Below are 16,213 nucleotides of genomic sequence, written 5' to 3'. Positions count from 1 at the left end.
GATTTTTACTGCGGAAAGTATGGGACTTTATAATCCACTAATATAGCCTCCATATACATCCTTAAACCGAAGCCCATCGCTTAAATTATATTTACTAAGTTTCTTAAATTCTACGAGTGCCCAAAGAATGACTTCTTTAACGAATGGTTTGTCTTTCTCTATAAAATCACCTACAAAAGTGTCTATTAAATCGTCTAAGGGTTCTACCCTATCCAACTGTAAATTGAATTCTGTATCACTAGTACTATCCAACAATTCAAATCCGCCGGATTGTTCAAAGAACCAACTTACCAAATCTTCATACGGATCTGCATCTCCTTCTTTTTGTAGTTTCTCAATCTTTGGAAAGTAGTTTAAAAATTCTGTTTTTACAGCGTCTGCAATTAATTGTCGCGCAACTTGATTGGCGCCTTCCTGCTCACCTTCATAAACCAATTCTACCTTCCCGGTAATGGCGGGAATAATTCCCATGAAATCACTTAACCGCACGATAGTTTTTTTGTCACCATTTAGCAAGGCTCGGCGTTCTGCAGTACTCAATAAGTTTTCAAAAGCTGTAATACTTAATCGGGCACTTACACCACTTTTCGAGTCGATATATTCACTTTCTCGGGCTTCAAAGCTAATTTGTTCTAAAATATCTTTTGCTAATTCCGGAACATAAACGTTTGGCTTTTCAGCTTGTGCCAATGCTGTTTCTTGTTCGGTAATTGTTCTTGCAATTTCTAAAGATTCAGGATAATGTGTTAAGATTTGAGAGCCAATTCTATCTTTTAACGGCGTTACAATGCTTCCACGGTTGGTATAATCTTCAGGGTTTGCAGTAAACACAAACTGAATATCCATAGGCAAGCGTAGTTTAAAACCACGAATCTGGATATCGCCTTCCTGCAAAATATTGAACAACGCCACTTGAATCCTTGGTTGTAAATCTGGTAATTCATTAATCACAAAAATGCATCGATTCGCTCGCGGAATCATCCCGAAATGTATCACACGGTCATCCGCATATGTCAATTTCAAATTGGCTGCTTTTATAGGATCTACATCCCCAATGATATCGGCAACCGTAACATCTGGCGTTGCTAATTTTTCAGCAAAACGTTCCTCACGCTGTAACCAACGTATAGGTGTTTCGTCACCTTTTTTGTGTAACAATTCCTTGGCATGTCTGGAAATGGGTTGAAACGGATCGTCATTAATCTCGCTACCTTCCACAACTGGGACGTACTCATCCAGCAAAGAAACCATTTGACGTGCCAAACGTGTTTTCGCTTGTCCGCGTAACCCAAGAAGGTTGATGTTGTGTTTTGAAAGAATGGCGCGTTCTAGTTCTGGAATCACTGTATACTCATACCCGTGAATGCCTTCAAAAACCACTTCCTTTTTCAAAAGTTTTTGAAGCAGATTTTGGCGTAATTCTTCTTTAATAGATTTGTATCTGTAGCCAGCTTTTTTGAGTTGACCGAATGTTGTTATATTTTTTGTATCCATAGTATCTTGTTCTTAATTTTAGAGGAAAGAGAAAGTTTTACCTAACTACATCTTTCTTCTTACTTAGTACGCATTCTTTCTTCTACTTACCGCAGTTTGCGTTTCCTATTATTCTCATAATCTGTAAAAATCATTTCTCCCAATCCAGATAACCCTGTATAAAAAGCTTTCCCTTGGTTTGCTTCGGTAAAGTGATCTACAAATTGTTGTAAATACGGATCGTTTGCTATCATAAATGTGGTGATAGGGATATGTAATTTTCTGGCTTGAGCTGCCATCATATAGCACTTGTTCACAATATATTCATCCAGACCATTACTGTTTTTATAATACCTTCCGTCTGCTAACCGCAAGCAGCTTGGTTTCCCATCTGTAATCATAAAAATTTGTTTGTTGGTATTTTTCTTCCGGCGCAGCATATCCATTGCCAATTGAAGGCCTGCAACTGTATTTGTATGATAGGGTCCCACATTCAAATACGGTAAGTCTTTAATTTTTATAGGCCAGGCATCATTTCCAAAAACTAGAATATCCAATGTGTCTTTTGGATACCGTGTGGTGATAAGTTCGGCAAGCGCCATAGCTACTTTTTTGGCAGGGGTAATTCTATCTTCCCCATAGAGAATCATACTATGGCTTATATCAATCATAAGCACCGTGCTCATTTGAGATTGGAACATAGTTTCTTCAACCACGAGATCATTTTCGGTTAAATGAAGGTCGCCTATGCCGTGATTGATTTGTGCGTTCTTTAAACTTTCGGTCATAGAAATTTGCTCAATGGAATCTCCAAACTGATAGTTTCTGAATTCTCCAGACTGTTCATCTCCCCTTCCTGTAAATTTCGATTTATGATTGCCAAGACCTTTTCGTTTCAGCTTTCCGAAAATTTGTTCTAAGGCTCGTTTCCGAAGCGAACGTTCTAGCTTTTCAGTAATACTTACATTGCCATCACCTTTTCCTTTTCCACTTCCGTCGGGTTTAAATTCTTCCCGAATAAAGCCACGTTCCTTTAATTCAGCTATAAAATCTTCTAAAGTATACTCTGGTGTGGTAATCTCGTATTCGGCATCCAACTGTCGTAACCAATCTATAGCTTCGTCAAAATCGCCTGAGGTATGGGTAATTAATTCCTGAAAAATTTCAAACAATCTATCGAAGATGGATTGTTCCTTTGGATTGTGTTTGGTAAAGACAAAACCTGTTTTTGGCGGGTTCTTTTTCATCTTCTAAAATTACCACATAATTGTATAACTATATGTTCTATTTTGTTAAACAAAAGTTAGAATACCAACTTTACAATTTTGTTAAGAAAAACTGCCACAAATAAGCTTTAATTTTCCAAAAAACACACGTATATGCTATTTCAAAAACTACTCGTCAACCTTATTATTTTCCAAGAAGATGTTACTGGTCCGAAAGATAAAGATAAAGAAGGCGAGTTGGATATTAATACAACATCAATAATTGAAAAATTAGATACCTGGCTCGATAGCCTAATTAAAGCGTTGCCCAATATTGTAATAGGTATTGCAGTGCTCATTGCTTTCGTTTATATTTCTCGATGGTTGGGCAGATTGGTTAAAAGAATGTTGAAAGACAAAGGACGCGCCAACTTTGGTGATCTTTTAGGTTCTTTTACCAGGTACTTGGTAATGATTGGTGGTATTGCACTTGCATTAACAATAATGGCACCTAATTTAAGTCCGGCCGATTTAATCGCAGGAATGGGAGTCTCCTCTGTTGCCATTGGTTTTGCCTTTCAGGATATTTTACAGAACTGGCTTGCAGGAATACTCATATTATTGAGACAGCCCTTTGAAATTGGTGACCAAATTATCGTAAATGAATATGAAGGAACTGTGGAGCAAATTAAAACCCGTGCAACCATTATTAGAACGTACGATGGACAACGTGTCGTGATTCCTAATAATACGGTGTACAATACTTCAGTTGTGGTAAAAACAGCACACGAATTTATCCGCTCCCAATACGACGTAGGATTAGGGTATGATGAAGATTACATGAAAGCGATGAAAATTCTTAAGAAATCGGTAGAAAATGTAGAAGGTGTTACACCTGAAAAACCTGTAGAAACCTTAGTTTGGGATCAAGCCGATAGTTGGTTGACCATACGAGTACGCTGGTGGACCAAAAGTGATCGGGCAAATGTGGTACAAGTTTGGTCAAGAGTTTTACACGATACTCAGAAAGCAATGGATGAAGCTGGTATTGATTTACCATTCCCAACACAGGTAGAAATTCAAAATGCTCACGACTTAAAAGAAGCGCGAGAAGATTTAAAGGAAGCAAAGGAGGCCTTAAAAAACAAGACGGGAGTTCATAAAGAATCGATTTCTAAAAAAGCACAAAAGGCCGAAGATATTGATAAGAATAAAGACAAAGCGTCTTAAACTTTAGAAAATATCGAGATTTAAAATCCCTTCAGCACAAAAGTACTGAAGGGATTTTTTTATATACAAATCAAGAATGGTTATCTTTAGGCTCCTAAAAATTTTAAGATTCATGAAAAAACTTTTCCTCCTCTTTTGTATTGCCATTTCCTCAAGTCTTTCGGCACAACAACTTACCAACGATATTTTGAAAGATCTAAAACCTCGTAATATAGGCCCTGGTGGAATGTCTGGAAGGGTTACTTCTATTGACGTAGTGAACAACGATCCAGATGTAATGTATGTGGGAACTGCTTCTGGCGGACTCTGGAAAAGTACCAGTGGCGGTATTAAATGGGCTCCAATTTTTGATGATGAAAAGACAGCATCTATTGGTGCAGTGGCTATTCAACAAAGCAATCCCAGTGTGATTTGGGTGGGAACTGGTGAAGGTAACCCTAGAAATAGTTTAAATGGTGGTTTTGGCGTTTATAAATCCCTCGATGGGGGAAAAAGCTGGAAAGCCATGGGGTTAGAAAAAACCCGTCACATTCATAAAATTTTAATAGATCCCACAAATCCTAATGTAGTGTATGTAGGTGCCATTGGTTCTCCCTGGGGTATACATCCGGAACGCGGGGTATTTAAAACTACCGATGGGGGTAAAACATGGAATAAAATTTTGTTTCAAAACGAAAAAACGGGTGTAGCAGATATGGTGATGGACCCCACCAATCCCAATAAAATTATGGTCGCTATGTGGGAGCACAAACGTGATCCTTGGTTTTTTAAATCCGGTGGTGAAGGTTCTGGTCTCTTTATTACACACGACGGAGGAGAAACATGGGAAGAACGTACCGATGCGGACGGATTGCCAAAAGGAGAATTGGGACGCATAGGTCTGGCCATAGCACCCAACAAACCAAATATTGTGTATGCTTTAGTAGAAGCTAAGAAAAATGCCCTTTACAAATCTGAAGATGGCGGCTTTACATGGAAAAAAATTAATGATAAAGATGATATTGGCAACCGACCTTTTTACTACAGCGATATTTTTGTGGACCCAGAAAATGAAAATAGAGTGTATTCGGTTTTCACCTACGTGAATGTATCTGAAGATGGTGGAAAGAATTTTAAAGAATTAATGCCAGCCTATGGTGTAGATAACGGCGTGCACCCAGACCATCACGCCTGGTGGATTCATCCTAACGATGGTAGTTTTATGATGGATGGTAACGATGGTGGGATGAACATTACACACGACGGTGGCAACTCGTGGCGTTTTGTGGGTAATTTGCCTGTAGCGCAATTTTATCATATTAATGTAGATAATGAGTTTCCATATAATGTGTACGGCGGGATGCAGGATAACGGAAGCTGGAGAGGCCCTGCCTATGTTTGGAAATCACAAGGTATTCGAAATAGCTACTGGCAGGAAATAAGCTTTGGTGATGGGTTTGATGTAGTCCCAGACCGTGACAACAGTCGCTATGGCTGGAGTATGAGTCAGCAGGGATTTGTGAGCCGGTATGATTATATAACCGGAAACAATTATACTGTAAAGCCTACACATGCAGACCCCAAAGTGGAGTTGCGATTTAACTGGAACAGTGCTATAAATATCGATCCTTTCGACAATAGTACTATATATTTCGGAAGTCAGTTTGTACATAAATCTATAGACAAAGGATTAACTTGGGAAGTAATTTCACCAGATCTTACTACCAACGATCCTGAAAAACAAAAACAAGGTGATAGCGGTGGCTTAACAATGGACGCTACGGGTGCTGAAAATCACACCACTATTTTGGTGATAGAACCTTCTCCCCTGGAACAAAATATGCTTTGGGCTGGTAGTGATGACGGACGTGTTCATTACACCCAGAACGGAGGACAAAACTGGACCGATGTTTCAAATAACATTCCTGGATTCCCAAAAGGAAGCTGGATCGTTCAGATAAAAGCGAGTAACAAGAATAAAGGCGAAGCGTTATTGGTAGCCAACGATTACCGAAGATTCAATTATACGCCCTATGCCTATAGAACCACCAACTACGGAAAAACATGGAACCGTATAGTAGACGAAAACGATACTGAAAGCTACGCGCTAAGCATACTAGAAGACCTCAAAGAAAAAAATCTCATGTTTTTAGGAACCGATGACGGATTGTATGTTTCTACCAATGCAGGTAACGATTGGATGAAATGGACACACGGGTTTCCAACCGTTTCAGTAAAAGACATGGTAATTCAAGAACGTGAAGACGATTTGGTCTTAGGTACATTTGGCCGTGCTGCCTGGGTACTGGACGATATTAAACCCCTTCGTGAAATTGCGAAGAACACTTCAGTTTTAAATGAAAACATTCGAGTTTTTAGTCCGCCAACTGCATATCAAGCGGCGTACCAACAACCCACAGGAAGCAGATTTGGTGGTGATGCAACCTATCACGGAGAAAACAGAGCTAGTGGTGCAAGAATTCAGTATTTTTTTAAGAAGAAGGTAGAAGAGAAAAAAGACGCCCCTTCCACAGGCTCAGGAACCGATGCTAAAAAAAGTGAAGATGACGAAGCGGCAGGTGACGACGCTTCGGCAGAATTAGAGGACAATGAAAATGATAGTACTGAAGATACCGATAAAGATGATGAAATGGATGATGCAAAACCTAGTAAGGATTCAATTTACATGAAGGTTTACGATGGCACCCGATTGATTAGAACACTTAAAAGAAAAGTTCCAGACAGTACAGGAATCTATATGTGGCGCTGGAGAATGGACGAAGCTGGTGTGGACCGTCCGTCACGTACTATTAGAAAACGCCGAGGAGAGTCTGGTGGAACTACGGTAAAGCCCGGCACCTATACAATTACTTTAGAGCACGATGGGAATACTACCTCCACAACTATTACTGTTGAAACGGACCCACGTCTGGATATTCCTCAGCAAGCCATTACCGATAGTTATACTGCTTCTAAGCAAATTCAGGAAATGACACAGACAGCTGCCAATGCTGTAAAACAATTGGTAGAAAATAAAAACGCTGCTGAAGAGTTCAGCAAAAGGCTCTCGAAAGAAGATAAAAAAAAGTATAAAGACGAAATAAAACAAACCAAGGAGGTTACGAAACAAATAGACTCATTAGTAGCTTTATATATTGGCAGTGTTGACAAACGACAGGGAATTACCCGTAATCCAGAAGTTACGGTGATGCAACGCATAGGCCAGGCCAGTTATTATAGCGGTAGTCGTCCTGCAGGATTAACCAAAACGGAGCGTATTTTAATACAACAGGCAAAAGATGAATTAACAACAGCACTGGAAAAAACAAACACTTTTTTTGTAACCGAATGGCCAAAGTATAGGTCTAAGGTAGAAAAGATAGCATTAGCCCCTTTTAAAGAGATCCAACCTATAAAACTTGACTAACTAAAACCTCTACCATAATGAAACAACTCATCGTAGTATGCACAGCACTACTTCTTTTTGCTGCCTGCAAGGAAACTAAAAAAGAAGAAATCGCCGAAGCAAAAAAAATACAGCAGTATACCATTGCTCAGTTTATGGATAACGAAAGTGCTTTTGCCAACGGGTATTCTTCAGACAAGAGTAAAATATTGATGACGAGCAACCGCTCTGGAATATTCAATATGTACACGACCACAATTTCTGGTGGAGATGTAACGGCTATCACCCAAAGCGACAGCGCTTCCATTTATGGTATTTCTTATTTCCCGGAAGACGATCGTATCCTTTTTAGAATGGATGGCAATGGCGACGAGATCTATAAAATTTATATGAAAGATGGGGAAGAAGTGAAAGCGCTTACTCCCATCAAAGAGGTCCGTGCACTTTTTAACGGATGGTCAAAAGATGGAAAGAGTTTTTACTATGCCAGCAACCAGCGCGATCCAAGATATATGGATCAATATGAAATGGATCTAGCGACGCTTTCATCAAAAATGATATATCAAATTGAAGAAGGATTCGATTTTGCGGGTATGAGTGAAGATAAAAAATACATAGCCTTGCTGAGCCCAATTAATACAAACGATTCAGATTTATTTGTTCTGAATACTGAATCCGGAACTAAAACAAAAGTGAATGATGCAGCAAGTAATAACAATCCGCAGGATTTTTCGCCAGATGGAACATTTATGTATTACACCACGGACCATGGAGGAGAATTCAGTTATGTAATGAAATACAATTTAGAAGCGGGTACCAAAGAAAAAGTACTTGAAAAAGAGTGGGATATTAATGGGTATTCGTTTTCAGAAAATGGAAAATATCAAGTTACTTTTATAAACGAAGATGCTAAAAACAACTTAGAAATTACCGAAGTAGCTACTGGAAAAATATTGGAAGTACCTTCCGTAGAAAATAAAGAGATTACAAGTGTTTCTTTCTCTCGGGATGAAGAAGCTGCCTTAGTGAGTTTAGGAGGATCTAACACCCCATCCGACTCTTATTCTTACAATTTAAAAACAAAAGAGTTTTCAAGACTTACTGAAAATTTAAATGATGAAATAAATCAAGAAGATTTAGTTTCGGCTCAGGTAGTTAGATTCAAGTCTTTTGATGGGTTGGAAATTCCAGCCATTTACTATCAACCCATTCAAGCGACCAAAGAAAATCCTGTTCCAGCACTCGTATGGGTTCACGGTGGACCCGGCGGTCAATCCAGGCAAGGTTTTAATAGTACTATTCAGTATTTAGTAAATAATGGGTATGCGGTATTGGCTGTGAATAACAGAGGTAGTAGTGGTTATGGAAAGAGTTTTTACAAGATGGACGATCAAAACCACGGGGAAAAAGACCTTAAAGACTGTATTGCAGGAAAAGATTGGCTGGCGGCTCAGGATGTTATTGATGGAGAACGAATTGGGATTTTAGGAGGTTCGTATGGTGGATATATGACGATGGCTGCGCTCACCTATGCTCCTGAAGAATTTGCTGTAGGCGTGAACATTTTTGGAGTGACCAATTGGTTACGCACATTAAAAAGCATTCCGCCCTGGTGGGAATCTTTTAAAGATGCATTGTATACCGAAATGGGCGACCCAAATACAGAAGACTCCATAAGATTACGAAAAATATCGCCATTATTTCATACCGATAAGGTGACAAAACCTTTAATGGTACTGCAAGGCGCTAAGGATCCGCGAGTATTACAAGTAGAAAGTGATGAAATTGTAGCGGGCGTGAAAAAAAATGGAGTTCCCGTAGAGTATGTTTTATTTGAAGATGAAGGCCACGGATTTGTAAAAAAAGAAAACCAGATTGAAGCCTACGGAAAAATTAAGGAATTTCTGGACACCTATTTAAAAGGAGAAAATCAGGATATTCCAGATAGTAAAGAAATTAAAGGAGAAGAAATAAAATAAAATAAATTATGAAATACAACACGTTTATAGCAGCCATTCTGCTCTTTTCGTTTACAACAAATAGCCTAGCGCAACAAGACCCAAGTGATGAACTGGGTGTGTGGTATATCCTTGCTTCCAATAGTAAAATATCTGAAAAAGTATCGTTTCAACTGCAGACGCAGTTTCGGTTTTATGAATTGGTGAGTGAAATTCAACAATTTAAAATACGTACGGGGGTTAAATATCGTATTATGGAAGGACTCTCTGCAGGTATTGGATATGCATATTTCAGAAATGACTTCTCGTATCTTTCAGAAATACCGCCTTCATTCGACGAACACCGGATTGTGGAGGATATTTATCTGGATCACAACGTAGGTAAGGTAAAAGTAGACCATCGTGCGCGACTAGAAAATAGATTTATTGTTAATAATGGCGAAACAGATACGCGCCATTGGTTTCGCTATATGGCAAAATTCACATATCCATTTTCGGATGCATGGAGTGCAGATGTGTATAACGAAATCTGGCTGAATGTTGGTGACGAGCCTACCTTTGCCCAAAACTGGTTTGGAGTTGGCGCAGGGTATAAATTTAGTAACTTTATAAAATCCAGGGTTGGATACCAAAGAATTCATCTGGATGGGCCAGATTTTGATCGATTATTGTTAGAAATTACCTTTACTCCCGACTTCTCTAAAAAAACGACACCTTAATGAATCTACACAAAGTAAATTTCCCGAATCACGAAAACCTGAAATTGGCTGGACGGTTAGAACTTCCTGCCGACCAACAACCACATAATTTTGCCATTTTTGCGCATTGTTTTACCTGCACCAAAAATCTCTTGGCTGTAAAAAATGTAAGCCGAGCCTTAACAGCAGCAGGATTTGGTGTGTTACGGTTCGATTTTACCGGACTGGGAGAAAGTGAAGGCGATTTTGAAAACACCAATTTTAGTGGGAATGTAGAAGACTTACTTGCGGCAGCCAAGTTTCTTGAAAAAGAATACAAAGCCCCTACCCTACTTATTGGACATTCTTTAGGTGGCACTGCAGTTTTAATGGCTGCTGCTAAGCTTGCTTCCATAAAGGCAGTTGTTACTATTAACGCTCCCAGTGATCCTGAACATGTAAAAAATCACTTAGAGCAAGACCTAGAAAAAATAGAACGTGAAGGTAAAGCACAAGTAAATTTAAGCGGAAGACCTTTCACTATTAGAAAACATTTTCTTGACGATCTTAAAAAACAGCCCATAAAAGAAGTGGTTGGAAGTATGAGAAAAGCATTATTAATTCTTCATTCGCCACAGGATGCCACGGTTTCGGTGAATAATGCTGAAGAAATTTATATGGCGGCGCACCATCCCAAAAGCTTTGTGTCTTTAGATGGCGCAGACCATTTGTTGTCTCGAAAAGAGGATTCTGAGTATGCGGGGAACGTAATCGCTGGATGGGCTTCCCGGTATATGGAAATACCAGAACGAGAAACTATTTCTTCCAAACACGATGTAGTAGCTAGTCTCAATAAAAATGATGGCTTTACAACCGATCTTAAATTAGGCACACACTATTTAACGGCAGACGAACCTACTTCGTTTGGCGGTAACGATTATGGCCCCACTCCTTATGAGCTTGTTTCCTCTGGTTTGGCAGCCTGTACTGTAATGACCCTACAAATGTATGCGAAACGCAAAGGTTGGGACGTACAAAATGTTCAGGTGCATATAAGTTACAATAAACAACACGCGATAGATTGCAAAGATTGTGAAGCCGAAACAGCCAAAATTGACACCTTCACTCGGGAAATTAAATTTGAAGGGAATCTCGATGAAAAACAGCTGAAGCGTTTACTTCAAATAGCCGATAAATGTCCTGTACACAAAACCCTGCATAGCGAAACTCAAATAGTAACCAAGTTGATTACATAAATGTTACGCTCCAATATATTTGAAGTAACTATTATAAGTACTCACGGAGTGATAATCCCAGCTAAGGAAGCGCAACCCTTTTTAGATAAAGGCCATTCCCGAGTTGCGCTAAAAGCTTTTTTTAATAATAAAGAAATTTCTTTCCACGGAAAATTGCATCGACGAAATGAGGAAATACTAGTTAGTTTTGGAAAGCGCTACCAAAAAGAATTAGGAGTAACACTTTCAGATTTTTTTAAACTTCAATTAGAAGAAGACGTTACAAAATATGGAGTTGAAATGCCGGAAGAGCTCGATGCAGTACTAAAAACAGACTATGAAGCTTTTGAATGCTTCAAAAAATTAACTGATGGTAAAAAGCGGAGTCTTATCTATTATATTCTTCGGTTAAAGAATACACAAACACGAGTGGACAGATCGCTTATAATTTGTGAAAATCTTACTATGGGAATCACAGATTTAAAGCAATTGGTAAAATATACACGTTAAGATTGCACTAAATTTTTGGGTAGCCCAATCTTAGTCCTTACATTTATTCTTGATATTAATTTAAACCAACATAATATGAAAAAAATAGTCATAACCTGTTTAAGTATTGCATTTTTAGGAATGATAAGCTGTAAGGACGAAAAAAAAGATACCGATGATGTTTCTTCTGAAATGAAAGAAGATACTACAGAAATGGTAAAGGAAGACAAGGCAATGTCTCCTAAATCTGTTTCATTCAATTTAGAATCCAAAAGTGATAGTAAAGCAACAGGAAAAGTTAGCTTTACAGAAGAGAATGGAAACGTAACCATGGAAGCTACACTAGTAGGGCTTTCTTCTGGCACACACGCTATCCATATCCACGAAAAGGCAGATTGTACTTCTGCAGACGGAAAATCTTCTGGAGGACATTGGAATCCAACCTTTGAAGACCACGGTAAATGGGGTGATGCCAACGGATTTCACCGAGGAGACATTGGTAATTTTGAAGCCAACGATACAGGTGAAGGTACCGTAAGTATTACTACAGATTTATGGTGTATAGGCTGTGGCGACGAGAAGAAAGATATTCTTGGTAAAGCCATTATAGTACATCAAGGTGTAGATGATTTTACATCTCAACCTTCCGGAGATGCTGGTGCACGCGTAAGCTGCGGTGGAATTATCGAATAATAAATACTATCTATAAAAAGAGCCTCTTGATTTAGTTCAAGAGGCTTTTTTGCTTAAAGTAAGTACTGTTTCTTTTTAGTGACACCCGCTCAACCGAATATTTACTTTATGTTTCAGTACGTTACAAGGTAGTATAGGCAAAAAGGATACCAAAAGTAAAACCCTGACCAGTTGTAACTGGTCAGGGTTTACTTTTTCAGTATAAACGCTGTTCTCTATTTCTTAACAATACGTTTCACAATGCTTGCTTCTTCAGTAGTAATCTTTACGAAATAAAGACCTGTTGCTAAAGTTTTTAAAGATATTGTAGTCGTAGCATTTGTTTCAGAAAGATTGAATGTATTAATTATTCTTCCGTTCACATCTGTTACAACTGCAGAAGTTACTACAAATGAAGTAGTATTACTAAGCGTTAGATCACCACTGGTTGGATTAGGGAATAAAACAATTCCATTTTCAAGTGTGTTATCTTCTACTCCTAAAACTTCTTCTACCATTACATTAAAAGTACAGGTAACGTCATTTCCGGCATCATCTGTAACTGTTATAGTTATCTCTGTAACACCCACTCCCACTTGCGTTCCGGCAACTGGACTTTGCGTTACATTTGGTACTAGCGTACAATTATCTGCTGCAGTTACACTAGGGGTATAGTCTGGAAGCGTGTATTGCTCACCTGCGTCCACTAAAATTGTCTCGTCTGCAGGACAGGTTGCTGTAGGATCTATAGTATCTGCACCAACCGTTACAACTGCTTCTGCACGTTCACTAATACAACCTAATGAACCAGAAACATCGCCAATATCTGTGTTTGCTGTTCCAAAATCTGAAGCTAGACAGTTATTTGGAAAATCTGCGCCAGTATCTGTATCTGCTATTCTTCTGAAAGAATTATTACAAACAATATTCATAGTAGCTCCATCACCTATAAAGTCTAAATCTGCAGCTGTGATGTTAAATCCATTAATGGTTACATTAAGATCCTGAATATCGCTTTGAGATGCATTCCAGAAAACTGAATCTACGACATTACCAGTATCATCTATAATAATAACCCAACCATCTCCATCAGGCCCCCACCAAAGATTAGAACCCCAATAGTCTCCACTACTAGTTTGATCACTCCAAGAAACTACAGAATTCGCTCCCATATTTCCTAATGTTTTAGTTATAGGATTAATGGTATTAATACTACCGAATGGTAGGTCACTTACCGCTACTGTATATCCTGAATAATCGAATGCTGCTCCAACATTTTGAATTTCTAATCTATCTGGCAATTCAAAAGTGAGTTCTGAAACCACCAATTTAGATACTGGAGGTGCTGGTCTCTCTTGTGCATAAACCGAAGTGGTTTTAGTGGGGCTGAAGGTATAAGATTCACCTTCAAATAATACAGTTCCTTCTGAGAGCGCATCATACCATACAATAATATTTGCTGGATCTACTGGTGTGGCAGTTACTGTGGCATCTTCTTCTCCACAAACAATAGAGTCGTCTGTTGTAACTGGACTATCAGCAATGGCAATTACTTCAATTTGATCTGTATCTGTAGATGCTAGAGAGCAATTTCCATCTTGTACTTCATAAGAAATTACGTGTACTCCTGGACCTGCAACTGTTGGGTCAAAAGTATACGTGCTTCCGTTTCCATCATCAGTAACTCCTGTTCCAGAATACACACCACCAAAAGGTGTACCTCCTGCCAAACCTGTTAATGCAGGGCTTCCTTCACATACGTCGTTTGGTGCTACCAAAGAGGCAGTACCTGTAGGCGTGTCAAATGCTTCTGTCCCATCACTTCTACTATTAGAAGATCCTTGATCTGCGCTTAAGCCTAGTCCTCTTTTTGCAAAAGCATCCCAGATAATACATTCGTTTGCTCCTCCATAAATGGCTTGATCTGCTGCAAAAATAGCATCTCTACCATCAATAAAACCAGGAAAACACGGTTGTAATTTCATGCCTTCCATAACTATTGCAAGGGCTTGTACGTTACCTCCATCTGCATTTACGTCTCCGGTAAAATTATAAATATCTCCACCTAAACCGTGCTCGTCTATAAGTGCCCAAGTAAGCTCCCATAGCATGGTAGACCATACAGAGCCTACGCCGTGAGGTACTGCGGCGGTTTTAATATTATCATATGTCTGAGGGTTCACAGCAAGATCTGTACTGTATGGAAAGTCTCTTATTCCACTTCCGTTTGGTCCTTGTCCAAATAGGTATGTTCCTACTGTTCTGGGAGTTTCAGCCACATCGCCAGGCTTCATCGTCATAATAGCTCCTATAAAATCACTCCAGCCTTCTCCCATCTGCTCTTGTCCACCAAGACATCCTGTGTTACTAGGACCTCCTGTCAATCTATTAGAAACACCGTGTCCATATTCGTGAATAACCACTAAGTTATCAAAGTCTCCATCCTTGTTACCACAAATATACATTTGCATTTGCGGGTTTTGACCATCTGGTGGAGTTCCAAAATTTGCATTACACGTACCAGAACCATCTTGTGCCTCTGCATTTACAGAGTCGCTTCCTGCTCCTACACCGCTATAGTTAAATTCTTGAAAGTTTCCTCCCTCTTCATCAAGACCATATTGAAAAAGTAAATCATGAATTATATTATTCCAGTAAAAAAGGTTGGTAATTGCTGCAGCTTCATACTGATTCGTATTCGAATAATTCTGATTAAACGGAAAAGCAGCTCCTGTAAAATCCAATGTTGCGCCACCATTAGGTTGAAAACCCTGGTTATTACCGTCTTCATATGCATTTACGTTATTCCCTCTGGTTACGGTAAATTCTGGACCTGCAACACCATTGGTATCGTGCCATCCTAATGGAGATGCAAGCGTATTTGCTGGATTTGTTACAATAGTTCGGTTACCATAGTATGGACTTTCGGTTGGTATGGCAATAACTTCATAACTATTAGGAGGTAATGTACTCTCAATGGTCTCTTCACAATAATCAGGAATATCGTACAAATTTTTATTATGATCCAGGATATTGTTTAAATCGTTACTATGGTCGTGTTCTAAATTACAACTTACCATCCAGTTATTTTTATCTACAATAGTTCCAGATGCAGCATCTATACGTACACTCCACCAGTTTTTACCAGCAGTTTCTTGAATGGAAAGGTCCCATGACAATACTAATTGTCCACTAGCATTTGTTTGGTACACTAATTTAGCTGGGATTTCGCTTACTGAAATACCACCATCAGATAGTATCGTACTTCTGCTTTTATTATTTTTCACACTCTTAACAACCAAACCTTCCGTGATGATATAGCCTAATTGGGTTGCAGCAGCCTCAACAGCTTGGGCAGCAGATAAAGAAGGACTAGAGGTAGCTACTCTATCGGTAGCATCACTTATAAATTTATTATTTGCGGACAAAATCGACCCATCGGCTTTGGTATGTACACCAGATTCGGTACCATATACTTCATATCCGTTTAGTAATTGACGATAATACACATGGTTTACACCACTAATACTACTGGTAGTTTGATCTGTAATTACCCATTGCGCATTGTCATCGAGTACTTCGTAATGCTCCATTAATTTACTTAAGGATTTTACTACTTGGTCTTTAGCAGTTTGAGCTTGTAATTGGATTGAAAATAAGCAAACAATAACTACCAAAGCCCCAAAGGAAACTTTTTTCATAGAAATAAATTTTAAGGTTAAAAAATTAGTAAGTAGGTTAAAGATATTTTGGTAAAGCTACTAATTTTAACGAATTTAACAAATTTCTTACTATAAAGTGAAAATATTTAACACTTCCTCAGCTATATGGCTTAATAGTTGAATTTAATTAAATTTTCAAACTTGAAAGGGAATTTGAAAAAGGTTTT

General features: G+C 38.7%; 10 protein-coding genes. 7 read left to right on the top strand and 3 right to left on the bottom strand.

What is annotated here, in order from left to right; all coding sequences use genetic code 11:
- Positions 1–27: 27 nt before the first annotated feature.
- Together ACQ2HF_RS10495 and ACQ2HF_RS10490 are read right to left on the bottom strand one after the other, a co-directional pair.
- On the bottom strand, positions 28–1,494 hold the full coding sequence (locus tag ACQ2HF_RS10495; protein WP_432410380.1) for a magnesium chelatase: 1,467 nt from the start codon (positions 1,492–1,494) through the stop codon (positions 28–30).
- A gap of 86 nt (positions 1,495–1,580) precedes the next feature.
- Complete coding sequence (locus tag ACQ2HF_RS10490) at positions 1,581–2,720, bottom strand: vWA domain-containing protein (protein WP_432410379.1); 1,140 nt, start codon at positions 2,718–2,720, stop codon at positions 1,581–1,583.
- Positions 2,721–2,852: 132 nt separating this feature from the next.
- On the opposite strand from ACQ2HF_RS10490, the gene ACQ2HF_RS10485 reads away from it, so the two are divergent.
- From ACQ2HF_RS10485 to ACQ2HF_RS10455, 7 genes are all read left to right on the top strand, one after another.
- Positions 2,853–3,908, top strand: a complete 1,056-nt coding sequence (locus ACQ2HF_RS10485; RefSeq protein WP_432410378.1) for a mechanosensitive ion channel family protein — start codon at positions 2,853–2,855, stop codon at positions 3,906–3,908.
- Between the two features lie 112 nt (positions 3,909–4,020).
- A complete protein-coding gene (locus ACQ2HF_RS10480; RefSeq protein ID WP_432410377.1) occupies positions 4,021–7,314 on the top strand; it encodes a WD40/YVTN/BNR-like repeat-containing protein in 3,294 nt (1,097 codons plus the stop codon).
- A 17-nt stretch (positions 7,315–7,331) separates the two neighbouring features.
- Positions 7,332–9,272: a S9 family peptidase gene (locus ACQ2HF_RS10475; protein WP_432410376.1), complete on the top strand. Its 1,941-nt coding sequence runs from the start codon at positions 7,332–7,334 to the stop codon at positions 9,270–9,272.
- 8 nt (positions 9,273–9,280) lie between these two features.
- On the top strand, positions 9,281–9,970 hold the full coding sequence (locus tag ACQ2HF_RS10470; protein ID WP_432410375.1) for a DUF2490 domain-containing protein: 690 nt from the start codon (positions 9,281–9,283) through the stop codon (positions 9,968–9,970).
- Positions 9,970–11,184 carry a bifunctional alpha/beta hydrolase/OsmC family protein gene (locus ACQ2HF_RS10465; protein ID WP_432410374.1) on the top strand — a complete coding sequence of 405 codons (1,215 nt, stop codon included), beginning with the start codon at positions 9,970–9,972 and terminating at the stop codon, positions 11,182–11,184. The genes ACQ2HF_RS10470 and ACQ2HF_RS10465 overlap by 1 nt, the downstream gene beginning before the upstream one ends.
- Positions 11,185–11,673 carry a YdeI/OmpD-associated family protein gene (locus ACQ2HF_RS10460; RefSeq protein ID WP_432410373.1) on the top strand — a complete coding sequence of 163 codons (489 nt, stop codon included), beginning with the start codon at positions 11,185–11,187 and terminating at the stop codon, positions 11,671–11,673.
- A gap of 75 nt (positions 11,674–11,748) precedes the next feature.
- A complete protein-coding gene (locus tag ACQ2HF_RS10455) occupies positions 11,749–12,345 on the top strand; it encodes a superoxide dismutase family protein (protein ID WP_432410372.1) in 597 nt (198 codons plus the stop codon).
- 215 nt (positions 12,346–12,560) lie between these two features.
- On the opposite strand, the gene ACQ2HF_RS10450 is transcribed toward ACQ2HF_RS10455, so the two are convergent.
- Entirely contained in the window at positions 12,561–16,025 is a 3,465-nt protein-coding gene (locus tag ACQ2HF_RS10450; RefSeq protein WP_432410371.1) for a M36 family metallopeptidase, read from the bottom strand.
- Between the last annotated feature and the right edge of the window lie 188 nt (positions 16,026–16,213).

The sequence above is a fragment of the Rasiella sp. SM2506 genome, from assembly GCF_050859505.1.
Lineage (GTDB): Bacteria > Bacteroidota > Bacteroidia > Flavobacteriales > Flavobacteriaceae > Marinirhabdus.
The sequence above is the reverse complement of the archived record's forward strand: the minus strand, read 5'-3'. Positions and strand labels throughout refer to the sequence as shown.